Here is a 24,177-nt window from a genome sequence, read left to right on the forward strand (position 1 = left end):
CGGGTGAAGTATAGTCGCCGCCGATGAGTGTGCCGTCCGTCGCGCGTGGCCCCGCCGGGATCGTGCTGCTCGGTCTTGCCTTCGTGCTCCTGGCCCTGGCGACGCGCCTTCCGTTCCGCGACACCACCCTGTTCATCTCCGATTCAGGGCGCTACGCGATGGCGCTCGAGCGCTACGACATCACGGTCGGCCGCCCGCACCCCCCCGGGAACCCCCTCTACGTCGGCATGGCGAAGGGGATCGACGCCGTCGTGAAGGACCCGCCCGCCTCCCTCGCGCTCCTGTCGGCGCTGCTCAGCGGAGTCGCCTTCCTGTTCGCCTATCTTCTCGGACGCGACGTCGGCGGGGAGCCCGCCGGCTGGCTGGCGGCGGGGATCCTCGCCGTCAGCCCGCTCTTCTGGTTCTTCGGGGGGATCGCGATGCCCTCGACCGGCGAGGCGGCGCTGTCGCTGATCGTGGCGTGGGTGGCGCGACGCGCGAGGGAGCCGCACTCCCCCGCGGCGTTCTGGGCGCTCACGATCCTCCTCGGACTCGCCTTCGGATACCGTTCCACCTTCGCGGTGCTGGTCGCGCCGCTCTGGCTGTACGCGGGATGGCGGCACCCGAGAGGGCGCCTTGTCGGCGGCGCGGCGGTGCTCGCGGCCTCGTGGCTGGGCTGGACGGCGATCGTGGCGGGGCTGTCCGGAGGCCTTGCGGCCTATCGGGAGACGACCGCCTCGTTCTTCACCGACGTCGTCGTCGGCACGAAGATCCTCGGCGGAGGCTGGGGGAAGATCCCGCACCAGGCTGCGGCGATGGGGGCGAGCGCGGTCCTGGGCCTGGGACTGTTCCTTCTGCCGTTCCTCGTGGGCCTGGTCGGCACGATCGCCGGGAGGCCGCCGTTTCCCGGGGCCGGCCCCTTCCTCGCGACGTGGGCGCTCCCGACGCTGGTCTTCCACGCCGTTTACGATTGGGCGCCGCGATTCGGGGTACTCCTCCTCGCCCCGTCGGCGATTCTCGCGGCGACCGCCGCGGTCCCGCTCGCGCGCCGATGGCTCGAGGGACGGCGCCCGCTCGACCCCACCGCGCCGGTCGGTCCCGTCGCGCGGGCGTTCGTCGTGGCCGGGCTCGCCTTGAACCTCGCGTTGTTCCTGCTCCCCGTTCGATTCGGGGAGTGGCGCCTCCCCGATCCGTACCCGAGCGGCACGCGCCTTCTGGAGCGCAACGTCGACCTCGCCCGCCGCGACGCGGTTCTGAAGTCGACGGTGCCGGACCCCGCCTCGACGGTCGTCCTGGCGTACGACGACGCCTTCCACGTCGCGTGGTTCCTGCCCGAGTACCGCGTGGTCGGCCTCTTCCCGCTGTTCAAGGACGCCGCGGACGCGTGGGTTCCGAGCTTCCGCGACCGGACGCTGTCGTACGAGCCGGGCTCGCGGGCGGTGCCGGTCGGCGACCCCCTGCGCCTTCCCGACGAGGTGCGCCGCGTGGTCCTCTACGACCCCGAGTACGTCGCCTTCTGGCCGGTCGATGCCCTGCCGCTGCGCGAAGTCCTCTACGACCCCGCGTCGGGCCGGAAACTGTGGACCGCCGAGCTTCCGGGGCCGGGGTGCCTCGACTTCGCGTTCCGCGAGCTCCGGTTCCTTCCCGCCGGGACCGCGGGGTGCGCGCCGTGACGGCTCCTCGGCTCCCCCTCGGGCCCGAGCCGCGCCGCGTCCTCGTCACGGGGAGCGCGGGGTATTTCGGCGGAGTCCTCGCGACGTGGCTCGCCGACCGAAGGATCAAGGTCGTGGGCCTCGATCGTCTCCTTCCCCCGGAGCCCGATCCCCGGATCGTCACGGTCCGCGCGGATCTTCGGGACGCCGACGCCGTCCTCGACGCGTTCGCGAAGGAGGGGCCGTTCGACGCGGTTTTCCACTGCGCGGCGCTCATGGGGCACGAGAAACCGGACCCCGAGGATCTCTGGGACTCGAACGTGGAGGGGACCCGCAACGTCGCCCTCGCCGCGATCGCGCACGGCGTCCGCAAGCTCGTCTACACCTCGACGATCTGCGTTTTCGGGCGCGAATATCCGCACCTCGTGACGGAGGACGAGCCGGTCTGCCCCATCGAGCCCTACGGGAAGTCGAAGCTCGAAGGGGAGCGGGTGCTCCAGTCGCTGGCCGACCGCCTCGATGCCGACGCCATCCGGTGCCCGACGATCGTCTCGGCGGGACGCCTCGGCCTGCTTTCGATCCTCTTCGAGTTCGTGGAGGAGGGTCGCCGCGTCTACCTCGTGGGCGACGGCTCCAACCGTTACGGTTTCGTGTACGCCCCCGATCTCTGCGAGGCGTGCCTGCTGGCGTCGCGGGCGCCCGGATCCCACGTTTACCACGTGGGAAGCGATCGGGTGAAGACGCTGCGCGAGGTCTACCAGGCGGTGATCGACGAGGCCGGGTCGCGGTCGCGCCTGTTCAGCCTCCCCGAGGGCCCCGCGATCGGAACGTTGAAGCTGCTCTTCAAGCTCGGCCTCTCCCCGCTCGGCCCCTACCACGCGAGGCTGATCAACGGCACCTTCGTCTTCGACACGACGCGCCTGCGGTCCCAACTCGGCTGGAAGCCGACCCTGGCCAACGACGAGATGCTGCGGGAGGCGTACCGCCATTACGCCGAACACAGGCCGGGAAGGGCCGAGGGGCTCGCGGCCCACCGCCAGACGGCGAAGATGGGCGTCCTGAGACTCGTGAAGTGGCTGTCCTGAGGCTCGCCTTCGCCACGCTGCTCGCCCTGTCGCTCGCCGCCTTCGCCGCGATCGCCGGGCGTACCCTCCTCTACCCGCACGAGGTCGTCGTCTCCGAAGGGGCGGTCCGCCTCGCGACGGAGACCTGGGCGCACGGCCGGGACCTGTGGGCGCCCGACCGCCTCACGGACGCCCCGTTCGCGATCGCGCACTACACCCCGCTCTACTACCTGTTCACGCGCGCCGTCCAGACGGTGACCGGCGAGGGGTTCCTCGCGGGGCGGCTCGTCTCCGTCCTCTTCACGGTCCTCACGGCCTGCGCGGCGGGCTGGATCGCGCGCCGCGAGACCGGACGGACCTGGGCCGGGTTCATCGCGGGCTCGGTCTGGTTGTCCTTCTACGCGGTCGCGTTCTGGGGGACCGCCCACCGGGTGGACGCGCCGGGGATCTTCTTCGAGGCGGTGGGCATCGGCACGTATCTCGCCGCGCGGCGGGCGGGACGGGACGGGTACGGCGCGATCCCGTGGTTCGTCGCGGCCTGGTGCGTCAAGCAGGTGATGTTCGTCGGTCTCGTCGCGGTGCTCCTGGACGTCGCGCTCGACCGCAACCGCGGCCCCCTTCGCGCCGCGCGGTACGCGGCCCTGGCGTGGGGCCCGATCCTCGCGCTGTTCGGCCTGTGGACCTGGTGGAGCGACGGCGGATTCTGGAGCGCGACGGTCCTGGGGACGGTCAGCAAGGACGCGGACACCCCGTGGGTCGTCGTCTCCAACGCCGAGCGTTTCTTCGGCTCGCCGTGGAGCCTCGCCACGTTCCTCGCGGGAATCGCGGCGGCGGTGTTCTTCCCGCGCAGGAACTTCCTGGGCGTCTACCTTCTCACCGGAATCGTCCTGGCCATCGTCACCGACGCGAACTTCCCCCGCTTCTTCCCGCCGGCGCTCGCCGCGGCGATCCTCGTCGCGATCCTGCTCGTGGACCTCGAGGCGCACCCGAAGGCGAACGAGTTCGCGCTGGCCTCGCTCTCCCTCGTGTTGTTCGCCCACCTGGGCTGGGAGATGCGCCCGCTCTTCCGCGAGCGCGCGTTGAACCTCACCCCGTCCAACACGCGCCTCGACGCCGCGGCGTGGCTTCGCGCGAAGGTGCCGGAGGGGCGACCGGTCCTCGCCCAGGACGTCGGCATGTTGCTTTCGGCCGAACGCCCGGTCACCGTCGCCGACCCGCTCGTCTACTCGATCCTCGTCGGCAACGGCGCGTGGGATCCCGAGGTCCTCGCCAAGGGGATTCGCGAGGGGGCCTACGGCGCCGTCGTGCTGAACCGTCCCCTCGAGGAGCTCAACGACCGCGAGTGGACGACCCTCTGGATCTCGGGCCCCGCGCGGCGCGCGCTCGCCGAGCGCTACCGCCTCCTCGACACGTTCACGATCGGCCAGTCGTGGGTCTTCCTCGAGCCGACCCGTTACCTCTACGTTCCGAAGGAGGCCCCGTGACCGCCCCCCGCGTCGTCGTGCTCGGCGCCGGCCCGGCCGGGCTCACCGCCGCCTACGCCCTCGCCAAGCGGGGAATCGCGGTGACGGTGCTCGAGGCCGACCCCGAGTACGTGGGCGGGATCTCGCGAACGATCCGGTACAAGGGGTTCTACTTCGACATCGGCGGGCACCGGTTCTTCTCGAAGTCGAAGGCGGTCGAGGACCTCTGGACCGAGATCCTCGGCGACGACTTCCTCGAGCGTCCCCGCTCGTCGCGGATCTACTACGGCGGGAAGTTCTTCTCCTACCCCCTCAAGGCGGGGGAGGCCCTCTCGAATCTCGGTGTCCTCGAAGCGGTCCGATGCGTCGCCTCGTACGGGCTCGCGCGCCTGATGCCGCACCCGTCGCCGAAGAGCTTCGAGGATTGGGTCGTCAACCAGTTCGGCCGGCGCCTGTTCGAGATCTTCTTCAAGACGTACACCGAGAAGGTCTGGGGGATGCCCTGCAGCGAGATCTCGGCCGACTGGGCCGCGCAGCGGATCAAGGGCCTGTCGCTGTGGACCGCGGTGCAGAACGCGTTGTTCCCGCGCCGCGAGCCGAAGGACCGCACCGCGGTGATCAAGACGCTCATCGACTCGTTCCGCTATCCGCGCCTGGGCCCCGGGATGATGTGGGAAGCCGCCGCCACGAAGGTAAAGGCGATGGGGGGCGCCGTGCTCCTCGGCCGGCACGCGACGTCCCTCGCGTGGGATGCGGCGTCCGCGACGTGGACGGTGGCTTGCGGCGAGGAGCGGTTCCGCGGCACGCACGTGATCTCGTCCGCTCCGATCCGGGAGCTTTTCGCCGGACTGACGCCCGCGCCCGGGCCGCTGGCCGCGAAGGCCGCGGCGGCGCTGCGTTACCGCGACTTCATCACGGTCGCCCTCATCCTGAAGGAACGCGACGCCTTCGACGACAACTGGATCTACATCCACGACCCCGGGGTGAAGGTCGGCAGGGTGCAGAACTTCAAGTCCTGGTCCCCTCAGATGGTCCCCGACCCCTCCCTCGCCTGCTACGGCCTCGAGTACTTCTGCTTCGAGGGGGACGGGACCTGGACCTCCGCCGACGCCGACCTGATCGCGCTCGCGACGCGGGAGCTGATCCAGCTCGGCCTCGCGCAGCCGGGGGACGTGGTGGACGGCTGCGTCGTCCGCCAGCGGAAGGCCTACCCGGTGTACGACGACGCCTACGCCGCGAACGTGGCGACGGTCCGCGAGGCGATCGCGCGGGACTACCCGAACCTCCACCTCGTCGGCCGCAACGGGATGCACAAGTACAACAACCAGGACCACGCGATGATGACGGCGCTGCTCACCGTCGAGAACATCGTCGCGGGACGCGAGACCTGGGACGTCTGGCGCGTGAACCAGGACGCCGAGTACCACGAGGAAGGCGAGGCGGGAGGCGAGACGGGGCTCCGTTCGGTCCCCGGGCGCGTCAAGGCCTGATCTTCATCACCGCCCAGTTCTCGGTCGCCCCCGGGACCTCGCGGACGGCGATCCCCGGCCTGCGCGAGAGCTTCCACATCACCTCGCCGAACCCGCCCGGCTCCCGCGGAGGCTCCTCCGGCCGGGACGGGTCCCATCCTTCGAGCCAGTCGCGGTCCATCAGCACGTGGTCGATCGGGGAATCGGCGATCCACCGGTCCACCTCCCCGTCGCGGATCGCCGCGTAGAGCGTGGCGTTGTTGATGAGGCCGTCGAGGTTCACCACCTTCCGGCCGGAGAACCAGCCGAGCTTCCCCGCGTCGCGGGCGCCGAGCACGGCGTCGGCGGGAAGGGTGCGGCGGATCCAGCCGTACACGAACCGGTCCGCGACCGCCCCGTCCCCCGCCCCCACCGCGTCGCCCGCGCGGATCGACTCACCCGCGAGGTGCGCGACCAGCGCCGCGAGCACGAAGGCCCCCACGGTCACCCTCGCCGGGCGCAGGCGGACGACCGCGTCGAACGCAGGCCCCGCGGCGGCGGCGAGCGCCGCAGCGAGGGCGAGCGCCTCGGGCATGAAGTAGTAGAGGCGATACCGCGCCTCCCCCGGCGTCCACAACCAGGCACCGTAGGCGGCGAGGTGGATCGCCCCGCCGACCAGCAGCCAGCCTACGGCGTCCCCGACGCGCGGGCGGAACCGGCGGCGCGCCGAAAGAGCCGCGGGGACGGCCACAGCGCCGACGAGGAGGATCGCGACCGCCGCACGCCGCCCCTTCAGCCCGGACTCGAGGGACGCGGCGCCGCGCACCGCGCCCGCGCCGAGCTCGCGCGGGATGTCGAGGACCGCGTGGCGCGCGCGGCGCTTCACCCAGGCGGCCGAAGCGGCGCCGCCGAGCTGCGTCCGCTCCTTCGCCGCCTCGAGCGCGACGATCCTCCCGCTGACCGGCACGGGGCTTCCGAAAGCGGCCGCGTTCCAGGCGAGCACCGGCCCCGCGACGACCGTCGCCGCGGCCGCCATCACCACGACCGGCATCACGCGCCGCGTCAGCGCGAACAGCAGGACCGCCGAGCCGACGGCGAACGCCCCGCCGTCGAGCCGGGCGAGCACGACCGCTCCGAGGAGCAGCCCGAACAGCGCCAGAGCGGATTTCGGGGGGAACCGCCCGGGGACGTCGCGCTCGGCGAGCATCCGTTCCCAGGCCCCCGCCCCGAGCGCGAGCCCCAGCGCGTAGAGCGGGGTCTCGAGCCCGTTGGGCCGCGCGAGCCCGATCGCGATCCAGGGGTGGAGCGCGAAGATCGCGGCGCCGAGCATAGCCCCCGAAGGCCCCGTGCGCGGGCGCAGCGCCCACGCCAGCGCGAGCGGCACCGCCGCCGCGATCAGGAACCACAACGCCGCGAAGGCGCGGACCGCGCGCCCGGGGTCGTCCCAAAGCCCCGCGAGGGGGACGATCAGGCCGCACCAGAGCGGATGGTAGCCGTTGGTCGCATGGAGCCCGTCGAAGGTGCTCCCCGACCCGGCGGCGAGGTTCCGCGCGACCCCGAAGTAGTAGTAGGCGTCGTCGTAGAAGAGGAACGCGAGGCGCTCCTCGGGGCCGAGCAGGTGCCAGACGCCCAGCGCGAGGATCGTCCCCACGATCCCCGCCAGCCCCAACCCGAAGGCCCACCCGGAACGTTCGTGCATCGCCGGCGAATGTTACGCTCCGCGGCCATGGACAGACTCGCCTGGTTCGCGTGCGGTGCCGCGCCGTTCCTTCTGGCGTCGCTCGTGGGGCTGCTGCGCACGCTCCAGAGCGCGGGGTCCGCGCGCCCCTGGATCGCCCGTTTCGCCGGAGGGGTCGCGATGCTCGAGATCGCGATCGGCGCCCTCGTCGGGGCGGCGTTCGTCACGTGGCTCGCCCCGCGCGACCGACGCCTGGCGGCGGCGGCGCTCTCGGCGGGGGTCGCGGCGGCGCTGGGCGCGTTGATCCTGCTCGCGGACGGATTGCCTCCCCTCCCCGAGGCCTCGGCAACGACGGCGATCGGCGTCGCGCTGGCGGTCGGACTCGCGGTCGGGTTCGCGCGGACGCTCCCGGGCGGAGCGCCCGACCCCGCCCGCGCGACCCTGCTCCCGGCCGGGATCGTCCTCGCCGCGGCGGGATCCCGCTTCGTGATGCGTGCGCTCGACGTTCCGCCCGGCTCGGCGGGAGGACTCGCGGTCGTCACCGGCGTCGTCGCGCTCGCGGCGGCTGCGGCGCTGGCGGCCGGGCGCCCGGCGGTCCTCGGGCGCCCCGCGGTCGTCTGCGTCCTGGCGATCCCCGCGGTCGCCGCGGGAGCGGCGATCACGCTCGGACGCCCCATGGACGCCGCGCTTCCGCGGATCGCTTCGTCGACTTTGCCGGACGTGCTCGTCGTCGTGCTCGACACGCTGCGCGCCGACCACGTTCCCGCCGCGGCGGGCTCCCCCTTCCCCACGCCCCACCTGGCGCGCCTCGCGAAGGACGGCGCGCGGTTCACCTCGATGACTTCGACGTCGTGCTGGACCCTCCCCGCGCACGCGTCGCTGTTCACCGGCCTCAACCCGCTCGCGCACGGCGCGGGGTGGGAACGCGGAGGGCTGAAGGACGGGCCCCCGACCCTCGCCGAGCGGCTGCGCGACGCGGGATGGCGGACGGCGGGGTTCTCGGCGAACCCTTGGGTGTCGCGGGAGCTCGGTCTCGACCGGGGGTTCGAGACCTTCGTCGAGGCGGACGCGTCGCGTGCCCCCCGCCCCCCGTGGCCGGTCCGGTTCTTCCCGTCCCTGTTCGCGCGCGCGGAGGGGGCGCTGCTCTTCGAGGACAAACGCGGCCGCCAGCTCACGAGCGAGCTCCTGCGCTGGCTGGCACGGGGGGACGGACGCCCGGCGTTCGCGTTCTTGAACCTGCTCGAGCCTCACCTCCCCTACGACCCGCCGACCCGTTACCGCGCGGCCCTCGCCGGGGACGGGTGGACCGCCCGGGAGCTCGAAGCGATCCCTCAGGATCGTCTCGAGGATCTCCTTCCCGATCGCCGTCGCCCCCCGCGGGAGATCGAAGGACTGCGACGGCTCTACGCCGCGGAGGTCGCCTACGCGGACGCGCTGCTCGGCCGGATCATCGTCGCCCTCGAGCGCTCCGGGCGGCTCGACCGGACGCTGATCGTGATCGTTTCCGATCACGGCGAGAACCTCGGCGACCACCCGCCCCTCGATCACCAACTCGGGTTGTGGGACTCCCTCGTGCGTGTTCCCGCGATCCTGCGGCTTCCCGCGGCGATCGCGGAGGGGACGGTGCGCCGGGACTCCGCGAGCCTCGAGGACGTCCCCGGGTGGGTCGAACGCTTCGCCGGCCTCCCGCAGACGTTTCCCGGCGAGCCGTGGGATCGGAGCGAGCGCACGTACACCCTCGCGGTGTACGACCGCCCGTTGCCGATCCTCGAGCAGATCCGCGCGAGCCTGAAGATCGACCCCGCTCCGTGGGACCGCCGGCTGTACATGCTGAGGGACTCCGACCGGAAGTGGATCTTCGCCGGCGACGGCCGGCACCAGGCGTTCGACCTCGCCGCCGATCCCGGCGAAGCGCGCAACCTCGCCGAGGGCGGCGGCCCTCCCGCCGCGTTCCGCGCGCTCGAGGACGCGCTCGCGCGCCTGCTCGCGAGTTACGGATCGCCCGCGGCCCCCGCGCAGGCACCTCCGCTCGACGACGAGACGCTCCGACGCCTGCGCAGCCTGGGGTACCTCCCGTAAGGCGGGGCGGTCCCTACCGACGTTCCCAGACGATCATCCGGTCGCCGGTCCCGGCCTCGTACGCGATCGCGTACCCCGCGTCGAGGAAGGCCCGCAGGCGCGGGAACCGGTCGACGGCGTACGCGCCGTCGCCGAAGAGGTGGTCCTGAGAGGCGTCGACGATGAACCTCGGGCGCTCCTGCTCGAGATCCGCGAGGAGGAGGTCCCAAGACCCCGGGACGATCCATGGGGTCGTGTCCTCGTGCGGGGCGACGCGCTCCCACGGGACGAGCCCGGTGAGGAACGTGCACGTCACGAAGCGCGTGGCCGGGACCAGCCCGGAGTAGACGTAGAGGTGGGGCCGCTTGCCCCAGACGAACAGGCGATCTCCCCCGCGCGATCGGTCGCGCAGCCAGCCCGCCGTTTCGGCGGCAAGGCCGTCGCGACCGGGCCAGTAGACCGCCATCGTCAGGGCCTTGCTCCCCGACGCGCGCACGCGCGCGTTCGTCCGCTCGAACCCTCGGCCCCACGGGAGCCCCCAGGCCTGCGCGAGCAGCAGGGCCCCGACCGTGCCCGCCACGAGCTTCCGTCCCCTGCCGGGGACGCGGGAGACCATCCAACCCGCGAGCGCCGCCCAGAACGGCAGCGCCAGCGCGAAGTAGTGCGAGAAGAACCGCAGCCCCGGAAACATCGCGAGCGTGGCGGCCAGCGCGAGCGCGGCGACGATCGCCGGCGCCGGCTCCCGGCGGAATCGGGCCACCGCGAGGGCGATCCCCGCCCCGCCGGGGATCGACGCCGCGAGCACGGGGCGAAGGAAGTTCTCCCAGGCGGCGAGCGGGCTGCGGAGCATCCGCTCCGCGGTGACGTGCGTGGCGGCGACGTACACGTCGCGGTTGTAGTCCCAGACGCAGAAGCGGAACGCCTCCCACGCCCCCGCGCCGGCGTAAAGGGCGGCGACGGCGGCGACGGGCGCGGCGAAGCCGAGGGTCAGCCCCATCGCGCGGCGCGGTCGTCCCGCCAGGAGGTCGCAGGCCGCGAGCACGGCCCAGACCACCCCGGCGTTCTGCCGGCACAGCAGCGCCGCCGAGGCGAGGAGACCCGCGACGATCGCCCCCGCGGCTCCTCCCTCGCGCGTGCGAAGCCAGACGATCGTGGCCGCGGTCGCCGCGACGGCTGCGGGGAGCTCGGTGTTCGGGGTTCCGCCCACCGACGGGAGGCAGGTGACGAAGACGAGCCCCGCGGCCACGGACGGCCACGTCCCGGCGCCGAGCTCGCGGGCGAGCGCACGGACGGCGAACGCCCCCGCCATCGCGAGGGCGAGCCACGTGAGGAAGACGGCGAGGATCGGATACGGCCCGAACGTCGCCTCGAGGGCCTGGAACCCCGCCATGGCCAGCGGCCCCTTCTCGATCCACGCGGCGACGTAGGGAAGCGCTCCCTCGGCGTGCGCGCGCGCCGCCGCGGACATGTAGAGGAGAACGTCGACGTCTCTGGCCTGCTCGGGGATCGTGGGGATGGCGACGGTCAGGACGGCGGCGGCGAGAAGAAGATCCGGTTTCCGTCGTTCGAGCACGACGCGAACCCTATCACGATCGGTAGACTGGCACGGTGCAGCGAGTCGCCCACGTCGCCGTCAGCACCGCCGTCGCGTTCGGCGTGCTCGTGCTCCTCGAAGGGGCGCTCCGTCTCGCCGGCTTCGAACGCGAGATCACCCCGGTTTCGCTCCGCTTCGGGTACCCCGACCCGCGCGAGATCGGGTCGGTGTTCACGCCGGATCCCGAGTTGTTCTGGCGGCTGCGCCCCGGGTCCGAGTTCGACGCGGAGGCGTCGGTGGCGATCAACCCCCTGGGGTATCGCGGTCCGGTGCCGCTCGATCCCCGACCCGCCGGACGCACGCGCATCGCGGTCCTCGGAGACTCCGTCGCGTTCGGCGGCGCCGTCGCGTGGCCGGAGATCCTCGCCGATCGGACCGGCGCCGAGGTCCTCAACTTCGGCGTGCCCGGATACACCGTGGTCCAGGGGAGCCGGCAGTGGGCGCGCGACGTCGCCCCGCTCCGCCCCGATGTCGTGGTCGTCGCGTACGGCTGGAACGACCACTGGGTGGCGAAGGGCGGCCTTCCGGACTCGGCGCGGACGGTCCCCTCCCGCGGCCGAGCGGCGTTCGAGTTGGGACTGTCGCGGCTTCGCCTCGCGCAGGCCGCACACGCGATTCTCGGAACGGCGGCGTCCGCCGAACCCGGCCCCGCCCCCCCGGGCGCGACGCGCCGCGTGCCGCCGTCGGACTACCGCGAGACGCTCGATCGGCTCCTCGCCGCCGCCTCCGGGTCCGGAGCCCGCGTGCTCGTGCTCGCGCTCCCTTCGGGGCTGCGGGAATCGGACTTCCCCTCCTACCTGCTCGATCTCGGCTTCACCCCCTCGGCGAGGGACGCGATCGAGGACCACGCGCGCTGGGCCGCGCTCGCCCGCGACGCCGCCGAGAAGCACGGTGCGGCGTTCCTCGACCCGTCCGACCGGTTCGCCTCGGCGGGGCTGTTCTCGCGCGACGGCATCCATCCCAGCGCGGAGGGTCATCACGTGCTCGCCGAGGCGGTCGAGGGAGCGCTCCCCCGATGAGCCGCGCGATCCGGGCCGTCCTGCTGACGGGAGCCGCCCTGGTGTTCGTTCTCGCCTGCGCGGGTTTCCGCGACAGCGTGATCGACGACGCGTTCATCGTCTTTCGCTACGCCGATCACCTGCTCGCGGGGCACGGCCCGGTCTTCAACCCCGGCGAGCGCGTCGAGGGGTTCACGAGCCCGCTGTGGCTGCTCCTGCTCGCCGCCGGGCGCGCCGCGGGATTCGACTACCTGTCGCTCGTCCCCGCGTTCGGCGTCGCGTTCGGGCTCGCGGCGATCGCCGCCACCCACGCGCTCGCGCGACGCGTGGCGCCGGGCTGGCCCGCGCTGCTCGCGCCGGCGCTCCTCGCCCTGCACCCGGGCTTCGCGATGTGGTCCGTGCACGGCCTCGAGACCTCGCTGTTCCTGGCGCTGCTCGCGGCGGGATTGTCCGCCTGGGTCGGCGGGAGCCCGCGCGCGGCGGGGGGGTGGCTGGGCGCGGCGTTCTGGACGCGCCCCGAGGCGGCGATGGTCGTCGTCGTGCTCGCCGCGCTGGCCTTCGCGCGGCGCGAGCGCCGCCGCTCGTGGGAAGTTCTTTCCGTCTTCGCGGCGTGCGCGGTGCCGCTGCTCGCGGCGCGCCTGCTGTACTACGGTGCCCTGTTCCCGAACACCTTCCATGCGAAGACCGGCGGGGGTTTCGGACGCATCCTGTTCGGCCTCGGCTCCGCACGGCTGTTCGTGGAGACCCACCTGCCGCTCGTGTTCGCCGCGGGGGCCGCGGCGCTGGCGAGCGCGCGCCGCCGCTCCGCCGACCCGGCCGCCTTCGATCTCGCCGTCCTCGGCGCGGTGTGGAGCGCGTGGATCGTCTGGATCGGCGGGGACGCCTTCCCGGGGTACCGCTTCTGGCTTCCGGTCCTCCCGATCGCGAGCGCGGTCGCGGCGTGGGGGATCGCGCGCGCGTCGACCGCGCGGTGGCGGGGGCTCGTGCTCGCCGCGGGGTCGGTGGTCGGGATCGGGCTCGTCGCCTACGACGCGCGCCCGGACGTCCTGCTCGAATACGAGACCGGCAAGGACTTCACCGCGAAGATGCGCACGGTCGGTCGATGGATGAAGGCCAACGTCCCGCCGGGAACGGTGATCGCGGTGAACTACGTCGGCGCCCTTCCGTGGGAGTCGGGGCTCCCGACGATCGACATGCTCGGCCTCACCGACGCCGCCGTCGGGCGCTCTCCGATCGCGGGGCGCTTCCGCTTCCCCGGTCACGCCAAGGGGAACGGCGCGTCGATTCTCGAGCGGCGGCCCGGCCTGATCCTGATGGGCGGGGTCTACCTCGCCCCCGACCCTCCCGGCGGCGCGATCGGCACCGAGCTCGACTCCGAGGACCAGATCGCCGCCGATCCACGTCTCGCCGCGGAGTACGTCCTGGAGGCGACGCGGATCGCGGCGCCGGGGGGGCGCCTCTGGTTCGCCTTCTACAAGCGGAGGGACCTGGCGTGGTCGCCCCCGGAGTGACGACCCCGCGGTGGATCCCGTGGGCGTTCGCCGCGGCGGCGGTCGTGTTGTGCTGGCCGCTCGCGCTCCCTTGGGTCTACGACACCCACGACGGCCACTACGCCCTCTACAACGCCGCGCAGTTCGACCTGGCGCTGCGCGACGGGCAGTTCCCCGTGCGCTGGCTCCCCGACCTCTTCGGCGGCCGCGGGATCCCCCACTTCGTCTTCTACCACCCGCTCGTCTTCTACCTGATCGCGGCGGTCCACGCGCTCGGGCCGGGGTTCGTGGTCGCGACGAAGGCCGTCTCGATCGCGGCGGCGGCGGCGGCGGGGCCGACGATGTACGCGTGGCTGCGCGAGAGCCTTCCACCTCCGGCGGCCGCCGTCGGCGGGCTCGCGTGGGCCCTGGCCCCGATGCACGCCGTCGAGATCCACGTGAAGGGTGATCCCCCGGCGGGGCTCGCGTGGGCCCTCGTGCCGCTCGTCCTCCTCGCCGCCGGGCGCGCCGCGCGCCGCACGCGTGGCGGCGCCCCCTGCCTCGCCCTCGCCTCGGCGGCGCTCGTCCTCGCCCATTCGGTGACGGCCTTTCTCGTCGCGCCTTGGGTCGCCGCGTGGGCGTTCGCCTCGCGCGACCGCGAGGCCGCGGGGCGCTGCGCGGTGCACGTCGCCGCGGGAGGGCTCGTCGGTGCGGCGCTCTCGGCGTGGCACTGGCTCCCCGCGCTGGCCGAGAAGAAATTCGTCCACGTCGAGAGCGCGAAGGGGATCCTCTTCTTCGATTTCCGCGATCACTTCCTTGCGGCCTGGCAGTGGCTCTCGCCGCTGTGGGGGTACCACGGCTCGTTCGCGGGCACGCGGGACGACATGGCGTTCCAGATCGGACCGGTCCACGCGGCCGCCCTGGTCGGCGCCGTGCTCTTCTGGCGACGCCTTCCTCCGGGGCGGACGCGGCGCCTCGCGGGGTTCGGCGTCGCGACGGCGGGGATCTCCCTCATCCTCACGCTGCAGATCGCCCGCCCGGTGTGGGAGGCGGTCGCGCCGATGAAGTTCGTGCAGTTCCCGTGGCGCCTGCTCGCCCCGGCGGCCCTGGGCCTCGCCGCGCTCGTCGCGGTGGGGAGCGCCTCCGCTCCGGCCGCACGCGTCGTGGCCGCGGCGACCGCCGCGCCCGCCGCGATCACGACCGCGTTCGCCCTCGTCGAGGGAAACCGCTGGTACGCCCTCGTCGCCGCCGGATACGCGCTCGCCGGAGCGACGGTCGGCCTGTCGTGGCGGCGGCGGCGGGGCGACGCCGCCCCCGCCGTCGCGGCGATGCTCCTCGTCGCCGCCCTCCCGTGGACGGCGGTCCCGTTCCACCATCGTTTCCGGCACGAGCCGGCGATCGTCCCGATCGCCGAGCCGGACCTCGCCCCCGAGCGCGTGCGCCTCGGGATCCGGCGCACCGCGGCGCGCGACGACTACCTGCCGCGGACCGTCGAGGCGATCCCGCCGCGCGACCCCGGGCAGGAGTACCTGCCCCCGCCGGAGGTGCAGTCGCCTCCCGAGCTCGAGGTCCTCGACGGCGGCGCCGCGCCCCGCGTCCTCGAGCGACGCAGCGCGTCGTGGCGGATCGCCCCGAACGGGGCGGGACGGGTCGCGCTCGCGCTCCACGAGTTCCCGGGCTGGACGGCGCGATGCGCGGATCGCGAACTCGTCATCGCGACGGACGCCGAAGGTCGGATCGTCCTCGACCTCACCCCCTGTGAGGGATCGCCGGTCCTCGTTCGGTTCGGACGCACCCCCGTCCGGGGCGCCGCGGAGGCGGCGAGCGTCGCGGCCGTCCTCGCCTTCGCCGCGTGGGTGCTGGCGCTTCGCCGACTCCCCTGACGGAACCGGAATCCACCCTGCGAATTCGTGTCCCCCGAGCCCTTCGGTTCCCGGAATTTCCCGGAACTCGTTTCCGTACTGCTGGCATCGCCGTTGCCAACTCACGCGTCGGGGATCCGACGGGAGCGGCAACATGCGACAGAACGACCGCGAAGCTCCGGCCACGGGCCCCGAGCGGCACGGGTGGCGCGTCCACGTGGAGACCCCGCGGGGCGTCGAAGCGATCGGCGTTCTCGTCGCGCCGTCGGGAGATCTCTGGCGTTCGCGGATCCTCACCTACCCGAACGTGCTGTGGGCGGAACCGGGCGGCGGGACGACGATCAAGTTCCTCGCCGAGTCCCCGCAGCAGGCCGAGCGCCGGGCGATCGAGTACATCGAGGCCCACGTTCGCCGGATGGGATGGCTCCGGCGCGACGGGCTCGAGCCGGTCGAGTCGGCGACCTCGCACGAGCCCGCCCGCGCCCCGGCGGGCACGGTGCGGCGGCGCGGCGCCCGGGCGTTGCGTCATCCCCACGCGCGCCAACACTCGCCCCGCAAGATGAAGTGCCTGCCGGTCCGCTTCGGCGCCGCGCGACCCTCGACGCTCGCCCAGACGGTCAACGTCTCGAGCGAGGGGATGTGCGTCGCCACGCCGAGCCCCCTCGATCCGGGCGAGCCCGTCCGGATGCACTTCGACATCCTCGGGCACACGGTCACCTTGCACGGCTACGTCGTCTGGCGGCGGGCCCGTCACGAGTTCGGGCGGCCGATGGGGATGGGGCTGCGCCTGGTGGAGGCTCCGGAGATCTACACGAACTTCGTGGCGTCGCTTCCCTGACTTCGGCGAAACTCTGGCGGCCGCGGACCGTACGGGCCGCGTTCCCGGAGGTTCGCATGCGCCGCTTCACGCTCGCCTTGCTCCCGCTCGCGCTCGTCGTTCCGGCCCTCGCCGCCGAGGAGGCCGCCGACGAGAAACCCTGGAAGGTCGATGCTCCGCACGGCCCGACCCGGCCCCTGAGCTTCACGACCGACGAGGGGACCTGGCTGCACCTGGACCTGTCCCCCGACGGCTCCACGATCGTCTTCTCGCTCCTCGGCGACCTCTACGTGATGCCCGCCGGCGGAGGCGAGGCCAGGAGGATCACGAGCGGCGCGGCGATGGACGTTCAGCCCCGCTTCGCTCCCGACGGGAAGCGGATCGCGTTCGCGAGCGACCGCGGAGGGCTCGAGAACCTCTGGATCGCCGACGCCGACGGCGGGAACGCGCGCCAGGTCTCGACCGAGAAGGGGTCCACCGTCTCCGCGCCGGCGTGGACCCCGGACGGCCAGTGGCTCGTCGGGCGCAAGCGCCTGACCGACGCCTCCTCCATCGGGGCCGTCGAGCTGTGGATGTGGCACCTGCGCGGCGGCGAAGGATTGCAGGTCACCAAGAAGGAGGAGCAGCCCGACGCCGCCGATCCCGCCTTCTCGCGCGACGGCCGCTACCTCTACTTCTCGGCGCGCGACGCCCGGTACCGGTACGACCGCAACGTCAACGAGGGAATCTGGCAGGTCAAGCGGTACGACCGGACCACGGGGCAGGTGATCCCCCTCACCGGAGAGTTCGGCGGCTCCGCGGCGCCGACCCCCTCCCCCGACGGCGCGTCGCTCGCCTTCGTCCGGCGCGTGAGGGCGAAGACCCGGCTCGAGGTCCTCGACCTCGCCACCGGCCGGACGCGTGTCGTCGCGGACGACGTGCAGCGCGACAACCAGGAAGGGTTCGCCTTCCACGGCGTCTTCCCCGGGTTCGCCTGGACCCCGGATTCGAAGGGGATCGTCGCGACCGCCGAGGGCAAGGTCTGGCGCTGGGACGCGGCGACGGGCACCCGGGCCGCGGTCCCCTTCACCGCGAAGGTCGATCAGCGGATCGCCGAGACCGTGCGCCAACCCCGTCGAATCGGCGAGGGGGACGTCCGCGTCCGGATCGTCCGCTGGCCCGTCGAATCCCCCGACGGCAAGCGCCTCGTCTTCTCCGCCGCCGGGCACCTCTACGGGATGGACCTTCCGGGCGGCAAGCCCGAGCGCCTCACGCAGAGCGCGGACCTCGAGTACGCCCCCGCCTTCTCGCGAGACGGCTCGACCCTCGCCTTCGTGACCTGGAACGACGGCGACGGCGGGAACGTGTGGACCATGCCCGCGCGGGGCGGGGCCGCGAAGAAGGTGACCGGCCGGCCCGGCCACTACGCCAACCCGTCGTTCTCCCCCGACGGCACGCGGATCGTCTACCTCGCCTCGAGCGGTGCGACCTTCCGCGGCGACGACCTGGGCAACGAGCTCTGGCACGAGGTGCGCGTCGTCCCGGCTTCCGGGGGCGAGTCCCGATACGTGACGGGGGCGAAGAACCGGGGCCCGAACCGGCGCATGCCGCGACCGATGTACGACGCGAAGGGAGAGCGGATCCTGTTCGTCGACGACGAGTCGCCGGCGAAGCCCGGAGATCCGCCGCGCGCGGCCCTCGTCTCGGTGAAGGAGGACGGCACCGACCGGCGCGCGCACCTGCGATTCGCCCTGGGCGAGGAGGCGGTCGTCTCCCCCGACGGCCGCTTCGTCGTCTACAACGAGCTCCACGACGCCTTCGTCGCCGCGATGCCCGCGCTCGACGCGCAGACGATCGACCTCGCGGCCTCGGGAGCACCGGTTCCGGTCGCGCGCCTCACCGACGCGGGGGGCGAGTGGGTGAACTGGGCCGACGGCGGAAAGACCGTCACGTGGATCTACGGGCCGGTCTACAAGCGCGTCGCGCTCGACAAGGCGCTGCCGGAGCCGAAACCTCCGGCCGAGGACGACGCGAAGCAAGACGACGCGAAGAAGGACGAGTCGAAGAAGGACGAGAAGTCGAAGCTCCCCGAGGCCACGGCGATCGAGATCACGCTCACCCTCCCCCGCGCGAAGCCATCGGGGACGGTCGCCTACACCGGCGCGCGCGTCGTGACGATGAAGGGGGACGAGGTCCTCGAACGCGGCACGATCGTCGTGAAGGACGACCGCATCGTCGCGGTCGGAGCCGCCGCGCCCCCCGCCGGCGCCAGGGTCGTCGACCTCACCGGCGCCACGATCATCCCCGGATTGATCGACGAACACGCGCACCTGCACTACTCGACGCTCGACGTGTTCCCGGAGAGGCCCTGGAAATACGCCGCGAACCTCGCCTACGGCATCACGACGACGCACGACCCTTCGGCCTCGACGCAGGAGGTCTTCGCCCAGGCCGAGATGGTCGAAGCGGGGCGGATGACCGGGCCTCGGATCTTCTCCACGGGGTTCATCCTCTACGGCGCGAATCTCCCCGGGAAGGCGGTGATCGACAAGAAGGAGGACGCGGCCAAGCACCTCGAGCGCCTGAAGGCCCTCGGCGCGTTCTCGGTGAAGTCGTACATGCAGCCCAGGCGCGACGTGCGGCAGTGGATCCTCGACGCCGCCCGCAAGCTCGACATGCTCGTGGTTCCCGAAGGGGGCGGAGACCTCGAGACCAACGTCGGGATGATCCTCGACGGCCACACGACGATCGAGCACGCCCTGCCGATCGCCCCGCTGTACAAGGACGTCACCACCCTCTTCGCGAAGTCGGGAACCGCCTACACGCCGACCCTGCTCGTCGCGTACGGAGGAATCTCCGGCGACAAGTGGTTCCACCAGCACTACGACCTGTGGAAGGACGAGCGCCTGCAGAAGTTCGTCCCGCAGTCGATCGTGGACTCCGTCGGCCGCATCCGCGGCGTGATGGCGACCGACCCGGCCGACTGGCACCACCTGGACGTCGCCGCCTCGGCGAAGAAGGTGGTCGACGCCGGAGGGCGCGTGTGCCTGGGCGGCCACGGCCAGATGCAGGGACTCGGCCCCCACTGGGAACTGTGGGCGTTCGTCCAGGGGGGGATGACCCCGCTCGAGGCGCTGCGGGTGGGGACGCTCCACCCGGCGCAGACCCTCGGCCTCGACCGCGACCTCGGGTCGATCGAAGCGGGGAAACTCGCCGACTTCGTCGTCCTCGACAAGAACCCGCTCGAGCGGATCGAGAACACGGAAACGGTCCGACTCGTGGTCAAGAACGGGCGGGCGTACACTCCCGACGAGTTGGCGCTGCCCAAGCGCTGAGGGAGGTACCCATGGCCGACGTTCAGGTCAGGCGGCTCGACGAGCTTCCCAGCTACGAGAACCAGGGAGGGTTCATCTTCGTCGGGAAGGGTCTCGGGATCTCGTCGTTCGGGATCAACGTGCTCCGGATGCCCCCGAACTGGGCCGACTATCCCGAGCACGACGAGACCTCGACGGGACAGGAGGAGGTCTACGTCGTGACCGCGGGGAGCGCCACGCTCACCGCCGGGGGCTCGTCGTGGCCGCTGACGCCGGGCTCGATCGCGCGCGTCGGGCCCGCCGAGACACGCAAGATCGTCCCCGGTCCCGAGGGGGCCACGATCGTCGCGCTCGGCGGGATTCCCGGGAAACCCTACGTGCTGCCGGACTGGATCAAGTGAGCGTCGAGCTTCGAGACGCAGTCCCCGCCGACGGCCCCGTCATCCTCGACCTCGTCAACCGGGTGCTCTCGGAGTACGACCTCACGACCGACCCTGCGGGGACCGACGCGGACGTCCTCGACCTCGAACGCGCGTACGCGGGAGGGGTCTTCAAGGTGCTCGTGGACGACGGGGCGATCGTCGGGTCCTACGGCATCTTCCGCGTCTCGGCCGACACCTGCGAGCTCCGGAAGATGTACCTGCTCTCGGAATACCGCGGTCTCGGTCTCGGCAGGAGGATGCTCGAGGACGCGTTCGCGTCGGCCCGGGCGCTGGGCTTCTCGACGATGATCCTCGAGACCCATCACCGGCTCGCGGAAGCGATCGCGATGTACAAGCAGAACGGGTTCGAGGAGTACGAGCCCGAGCACCTCTCGACGCGGTGCAACCGCGGGATGCGGCGGGGGCTCTAGCCGATCACGCGATCGGCGTGGGCCTTGAGTTCCGGCTTCACGTGCGTCGTCGCCAGCGTGTCCAGGTACACCCGTAGGCCCTCGCGCCACGCGAGCCGCATCGCCGGAACGAGGTCGGAGTCCGCAGAAACGACGACCACGGATCCGACGAGGCGTTTCAATGCCAGCGACGCCATGTCGAGCCCGATTCGCATGTCCACGCCCTTCTGTTGGATCTTCGGCTGGAGGTCGACGGCTTCTATCCTGGGGGAGCCACCCGAGAGGATCTCTCGGAATCGTCGCTTCGTGATTTCCCAGCCGAACTGCGCCAGCACCCCGCGCCGTACGGCCACGTCCGGAGAGAACTCGAGCTGGGAGATGAGCCTGGCGTTTCGTCGGAACGTCTCGTTGGCCGAGAGGTCGGTCCAATCCCCGCTCATGGGGTTCCGAGTTCTTCCCCCCACCGGATCCGCGGTGTAATAGAACGCGCGGTAGAGCTGTTCGCCCGAGAGGTCCGAAACCGATGCGATCCGATCGATCTCGGCGCGGACCTCCTCGAACGTCGGAAATCGACTCGCGCGCCTCGCGAGCGTCTTCTTGACGAACTCACCGTCCAGCAGGATGGCGTATCGGTTCACTCCGGACATGACGGCTCCGCGGAGGAGGCGGAGGTGCCCCGCGGAACGTGTGAGTTCCTGTCGGAACCCAACTTGGATGAGGACGTTTCCTTGGGGCGGGTTTGCGCGCGGAGTATCGCCCCCGCTCCTCCCGCAGTCAAGGGCCGTGCGGCAGCGAAGCGTTACCTATCCGCAACCCTCGATCATCTCCAGCACCCGCTCCACCGCCCCGTGCAGCGCCTCGGACGTCCCGTCGGACAACGTCTCTGCGAACCCGAAGTCGCGCCCGGGGATCTCGAGGAGGACCACCCGCTCCGGGCGGCGCCCGTACAGCGCCTCGCAGAGCGCGAGCAGGGCGCCGGGCGAGCCGACGTGCGTCGACGTCGAGGTCGGATCCGCGACGACGTCGGAGAGCGTCAGCTCGCGTGCGCTCGCCGACGCGTCCACGAATACGGCGACGTCGGCCTCGGCCATGCGCTCGGCGATCTCGGGAACGAGCTGCTGCACCGCGATCACGTCGGCGAGGGGCCGCAGGCGCGCGACCCGCTCGGCGACGCGGATGCCCGCCGCGTCGTCCCCGCGGGTTACGTTCCCGATCCCGACGACGAGCGCGGGCCTCAGCGGGAGCGCTCCGCCAGGACCTCGCCGCCGGGTCCCACGAGTCGCACCTGCATCGGCATGGTTCCGATCGCGTGGGTGGAGCAGGACAGGCACGGGTCGAAGCATCGGATCCCCGCTTCGAGGCGGTTGAGCAGCCCCTCGGTGAGCTGGACGCCGTTGAGGTGCGTTCGCGCGAGCTGGCGGACCGCGCGGTTCATCGCGAGGTTGTTCTGCGCGGTCGCGATGAGCATGTTGACCTTCAGCAACACGCCGTCGTCGTCCACCTTGTAGTGGTGGAACAACACGCCGCGGGGCGCCTCCGAGCAGCCCACTCCCTCGTTCCGGTTGATCGAGGCCTTGGCGCGATAGTGGTCGCCGAGGATCGCGGGGTCGTGCAGGAGCATCTCGATCGTCTCGACGGCGAAGAGGATCTCGATCAGCCGCGCGTAGTGGTAGTGGAAGGAGTTGTTGACCGCCCCCGACTCGCCGGCGAGCTCGCGGAACGTCATCCGCTCCTTCTCGGCCTCGGGGGTGGGGATGTAGTCGCAGACGTTCAGGCGCGACAGCGGCCCGACGCGGTAGACCCCCTTCGGGTAGCCGAGGGGCTTGTAGTACGGGAACTTGAGGTACGACCAGGACTCGGCGATCTCGCCGAACCAGGTCTGGTAGTCGCGCGGCTCGATCCTGTCGGCGACGGTGTTCCCGTCGGCGTCCCGGACGCGCAGGTGCCCGCCGTAGTACTCGAGCGCCCCGTCCTCGGCGACGAGCCCCACGTGCAGCGTCAGGAAGTTCCCGAAGGAGGGGATCTCCTGCGCGTGCCGCTTCATGAGGCCCTTGAGCGTGTCGATCGCGATCCGGGTCGTCGTCTTGACCTCGGGGATCCAGCCGAGGAGCTTGTCGCGGCGGCCCACGTCGAACGGCTCGCGCACGCCGCCGGCGACCGCCCACGGCGTGTGGATGCGGCGGCCGCCGAGCACCTCGATCACCTCCTGCCCGAACTTGCGGAGTCGGATCCCCCGACGCGCGAAGTCGGGGTTCTCCGCGATCAGGCCGAAGACGTTCCGCTTCGCCGGATCGGAGTCGAACCCGAGGATCAGGTCCGGGGAGGAGAGGTGGAAGAAGCTCAGCGCGTGGCTCTGCACCCACTGCCCGAGGGTCATGATGCGCCGCAGTTTCTCCGCGGTCTCGGGGATCCCGACGGCGAGGATGTCGTCCCCCGCCTTGGCCGAGGTGATGAGGTGGCTCGCCGGGCAGATGCCGCAGATGCGCGAGGTGATCCCCGGCATCTCCCACATCAGCCGCCCCTCGCAGAACTTCTCGAAGCCGCGGAACTCGTTGACGTGGAAGCGCGCGTCCTCGACGTTCCCTTGGTCGTCGAGGTGGATCGTGATCTTCGAGTGCCCCTCGATTCGGGTCACCGGGTCGATCGTGACGATCTTCGACATGCTCGGGGCTCCTGGGGTTCCTAGCCGTAGCGCTGGTAGACGTGGGGGAGGTTCGGGACCTTCCCCTCGATCAGGGAGCAGACCGCCATCCAGATCTCGTCCGCGGAGGGCGGGCAGCCGTGCAGGAACGCGTCCACGCGGATGAACTCGTGAAGCGGGCGTGCCTGCGGGAGGAGCTTGGCGATCGTGGTGAACTCGGAAGGGATCGTGGGGTCGCCGTCGGCGAGCTCGGCGTACGCCCGGTGCAGGATCTCGTCGGGGCTGTAGCGGTTGCGCATCGCGGTGACGTTTCCGGTCGTGGCGCAATCGCCGAAGGAGACGACGAAACGCGAGTGGCGGCGGATGATCCGCGCGAGGTGTTCGTTCTCCACGTTGGTGACCGCCCCCTCCACGAGGGCGACGTCGACGTTCGCGGGGAACTCCTTCACGTCGGCGATGGGGGAGTAGACGAGCTCGATCCGGGCGGCGAGCTCGATGAGGCGCTCGTCCATGTCGAGGAACGACATGTGGCAGCCCGAGCAGCCTCCCAGCCAGACGGTCGCGACCCTGGGCTTGGCGGGGGACTCGGCCATCACTCCTCCTCGAGGAAGTCGCTGACCCACTCCTTGCGCTGGCGGGCCGTGACGATGTACTTGAGGAAATCGGTGCGTTTCTCCATCTCGGAGATCGTGGCGCCTTTCTCGAACAGCGCCCCGGTCGGGCAGACGGCGACGCACTTGCCGCAGGAGGTGCAGCTCTGGGACTCGCCCCAGGGCTGGTCGAGGTCCGCGATGATCTCGCAGTGAATCCCGCGGGCGGCGATGTCCCAGGTGTGCGCCCCCTCCACCTCGTGGCAGACCCGCACGCATCGCGTGCACAACACGCAGCGGTTGTGGTCCATCACGAACAGCTCGTGGGTGGCGTCGAGGTCCTTGGCCGGGTAGAGGTAGGGAACCCGCACCGACTGCAGTCCCACCTTGTAGGCGAGGTCCTGCAGCTCGCAGTGGTTGTTCGAGACGCACACCGCGCAGTGATGGTTCCCCTCGGAGGCGAGGAACTCGATGATCGTGCGACGGTAGCGGCGGAGCCTCTCCGTGTCCGTCCGCACGACCATCCCTTCGACGGGCCGGGTGGTGCACGCGGGGAGGAGCTTCGCCGAGCCCTCGACCTCGACGAGACAGAGCCGGCAGGCCCCCACGTCGGTCAGGCCGTCGAGCTGGCAGAGGGTCGGGATCTCGATGCCGTGCTCGCGGGCGATCGAGAGCAGCGTCTCGTCGTCCTTGCCGCTGACGGCCTCGCCGTTCATGGTCAGCGTGACGATCGCCATGG

General features: G+C 71.8%; 19 protein-coding genes. 12 read left to right on the forward strand and 7 right to left on the reverse strand.

The annotated features are described in order from the left end of the window. Nucleotides 1-23: 23 nt before the first annotated feature. From VF139_01765 to VF139_01780, 4 genes are read left to right on the forward strand one after another with little or no spacing between them, the layout of a single operon-like run. A complete protein-coding gene (locus VF139_01765) occupies nucleotides 24-1,652 on the forward strand; it encodes a glycosyltransferase family 39 protein (protein ID HEX6850104.1) in 1,629 nt (542 codons plus the stop codon). Beyond that, nucleotides 1,649-2,716 (forward strand): NAD(P)-dependent oxidoreductase, encoded by a 1,068-nt coding sequence (locus VF139_01770; protein ID HEX6850105.1) that lies wholly within the window; start codon nucleotides 1,649-1,651, stop codon nucleotides 2,714-2,716. Before VF139_01765 ends, VF139_01770 begins: the two co-directional genes overlap by 4 nt. Further along, nucleotides 2,704-4,179: a glycosyltransferase family 39 protein gene (locus VF139_01775; GenBank protein HEX6850106.1), complete on the forward strand. Its 1,476-nt coding sequence runs from the start codon at nucleotides 2,704-2,706 to the stop codon at nucleotides 4,177-4,179. The genes VF139_01770 and VF139_01775 overlap by 13 nt, the downstream gene beginning before the upstream one ends. Beyond that, nucleotides 4,176-5,648: an NAD(P)/FAD-dependent oxidoreductase gene (locus VF139_01780; GenBank protein ID HEX6850107.1), complete on the forward strand. Its 1,473-nt coding sequence runs from the start codon at nucleotides 4,176-4,178 to the stop codon at nucleotides 5,646-5,648. Before VF139_01775 ends, VF139_01780 begins: the two co-directional genes overlap by 4 nt. Here the strand turns inward: VF139_01780 and VF139_01785 are convergent. Continuing rightward, nucleotides 5,638-7,305 carry a hypothetical protein gene (locus tag VF139_01785; protein ID HEX6850108.1) on the reverse strand — a complete coding sequence of 556 codons (1,668 nt, stop codon included), beginning with the start codon at nucleotides 7,303-7,305 and terminating at the stop codon, nucleotides 5,638-5,640. The two genes, VF139_01780 and VF139_01785, sit on opposite strands and share 11 nt — an antisense overlap. A 27-nt stretch (nucleotides 7,306-7,332) precedes the next feature. Here VF139_01785 and VF139_01790 point away from each other — a divergent pair, with 27 nt between their 5' ends. Then, complete coding sequence (locus tag VF139_01790; protein HEX6850109.1) at nucleotides 7,333-9,363, forward strand: sulfatase; 2,031 nt, start codon at nucleotides 7,333-7,335, stop codon at nucleotides 9,361-9,363. Nucleotides 9,364-9,376: 13 nt separating this feature from the next. On the opposite strand, the gene VF139_01795 is transcribed toward VF139_01790, so the two are convergent. Then, the gene (locus VF139_01795) at nucleotides 9,377-10,915 is read right to left on the reverse strand and encodes a hypothetical protein (GenBank protein ID HEX6850110.1); all 1,539 of its coding nucleotides are present in this window, start codon (nucleotides 10,913-10,915) and stop codon (nucleotides 9,377-9,379) included. A 35-nt stretch (nucleotides 10,916-10,950) separates the two neighbouring features. Here VF139_01795 and VF139_01800 point away from each other — a divergent pair, with 35 nt between their 5' ends. From VF139_01800 to VF139_01830, 7 genes are all read left to right on the forward strand, one after another. Beyond that, nucleotides 10,951-11,955 carry an SGNH/GDSL hydrolase family protein gene (locus VF139_01800; protein HEX6850111.1) on the forward strand — a complete coding sequence of 335 codons (1,005 nt, stop codon included), beginning with the start codon at nucleotides 10,951-10,953 and terminating at the stop codon, nucleotides 11,953-11,955. Beyond that, the gene (locus tag VF139_01805) at nucleotides 11,952-13,445 is read left to right on the forward strand and encodes a hypothetical protein (GenBank protein ID HEX6850112.1); all 1,494 of its coding nucleotides are present in this window, start codon (nucleotides 11,952-11,954) and stop codon (nucleotides 13,443-13,445) included. Before VF139_01800 ends, VF139_01805 begins: the two co-directional genes overlap by 4 nt. Continuing rightward, nucleotides 13,427-15,286, forward strand: a complete 1,860-nt coding sequence (locus tag VF139_01810; protein ID HEX6850113.1) for a 6-pyruvoyl-tetrahydropterin synthase-related protein — start codon at nucleotides 13,427-13,429, stop codon at nucleotides 15,284-15,286. The genes VF139_01805 and VF139_01810 overlap by 19 nt, the downstream gene beginning before the upstream one ends. A 133-nt stretch (nucleotides 15,287-15,419) precedes the next feature. Further along, entirely contained in the window at nucleotides 15,420-16,103 is a 684-nt protein-coding gene (locus VF139_01815) for a PilZ domain-containing protein (GenBank protein ID HEX6850114.1), read from the forward strand. Nucleotides 16,104-16,159: 56 nt separating this feature from the next. Beyond that, a complete protein-coding gene (locus VF139_01820) occupies nucleotides 16,160-19,396 on the forward strand; it encodes an amidohydrolase family protein (GenBank protein ID HEX6850115.1) in 3,237 nt (1,078 codons plus the stop codon). A gap of 11 nt (nucleotides 19,397-19,407) precedes the next feature. Then, complete coding sequence (locus tag VF139_01825; protein HEX6850116.1) at nucleotides 19,408-19,776, forward strand: hypothetical protein; 369 nt, start codon at nucleotides 19,408-19,410, stop codon at nucleotides 19,774-19,776. Further along, nucleotides 19,773-20,228 (forward strand): GNAT family N-acetyltransferase, encoded by a 456-nt coding sequence (locus tag VF139_01830; GenBank protein ID HEX6850117.1) that lies wholly within the window; start codon nucleotides 19,773-19,775, stop codon nucleotides 20,226-20,228. Before VF139_01825 ends, VF139_01830 begins: the two co-directional genes overlap by 4 nt. On the opposite strand, the gene VF139_01835 is transcribed toward VF139_01830, so the two are convergent. The 5 genes from VF139_01835 to hoxU all read right to left on the reverse strand — a co-directional run bounded on the left by VF139_01835 (nucleotide 20,225) and on the right by hoxU (nucleotide 24,175). Then, complete coding sequence (locus VF139_01835; GenBank protein ID HEX6850118.1) at nucleotides 20,225-20,854, reverse strand: NYN domain-containing protein; 630 nt, start codon at nucleotides 20,852-20,854, stop codon at nucleotides 20,225-20,227. The genes VF139_01830 and VF139_01835 overlap by 4 nt on opposite strands. A 156-nt stretch (nucleotides 20,855-21,010) precedes the next feature. Continuing rightward, nucleotides 21,011-21,550, reverse strand: a complete 540-nt coding sequence (locus VF139_01840; protein ID HEX6850119.1) for a hydrogenase maturation protease — start codon at nucleotides 21,548-21,550, stop codon at nucleotides 21,011-21,013. Next, nucleotides 21,442-22,869: a Ni/Fe hydrogenase subunit alpha gene (locus VF139_01845; protein ID HEX6850120.1), complete on the reverse strand. Its 1,428-nt coding sequence runs from the start codon at nucleotides 22,867-22,869 to the stop codon at nucleotides 21,442-21,444. The genes VF139_01840 and VF139_01845 overlap by 109 nt, the downstream gene beginning before the upstream one ends. Nucleotides 22,870-22,889: 20 nt before the next feature. Next, the gene (locus tag VF139_01850) at nucleotides 22,890-23,441 is read right to left on the reverse strand and encodes a hypothetical protein (GenBank protein HEX6850121.1); all 552 of its coding nucleotides are present in this window, start codon (nucleotides 23,439-23,441) and stop codon (nucleotides 22,890-22,892) included. Next, nucleotides 23,441-24,175 (reverse strand): bidirectional hydrogenase complex protein HoxU, encoded by a 735-nt coding sequence (hoxU, locus tag VF139_01855; GenBank protein HEX6850122.1) that lies wholly within the window; start codon nucleotides 24,173-24,175, stop codon nucleotides 23,441-23,443. Before hoxU ends, VF139_01850 begins: the two co-directional genes overlap by 1 nt. Nucleotides 24,176-24,177 lie beyond the last annotated feature (2 nt).

It is taken from the genome of Candidatus Polarisedimenticolaceae bacterium (genome assembly GCA_036376135.1).
In the GTDB taxonomy this organism is placed as follows: Bacteria; Acidobacteriota; Polarisedimenticolia; order Polarisedimenticolales; family DASRJG01; genus DASVAW01.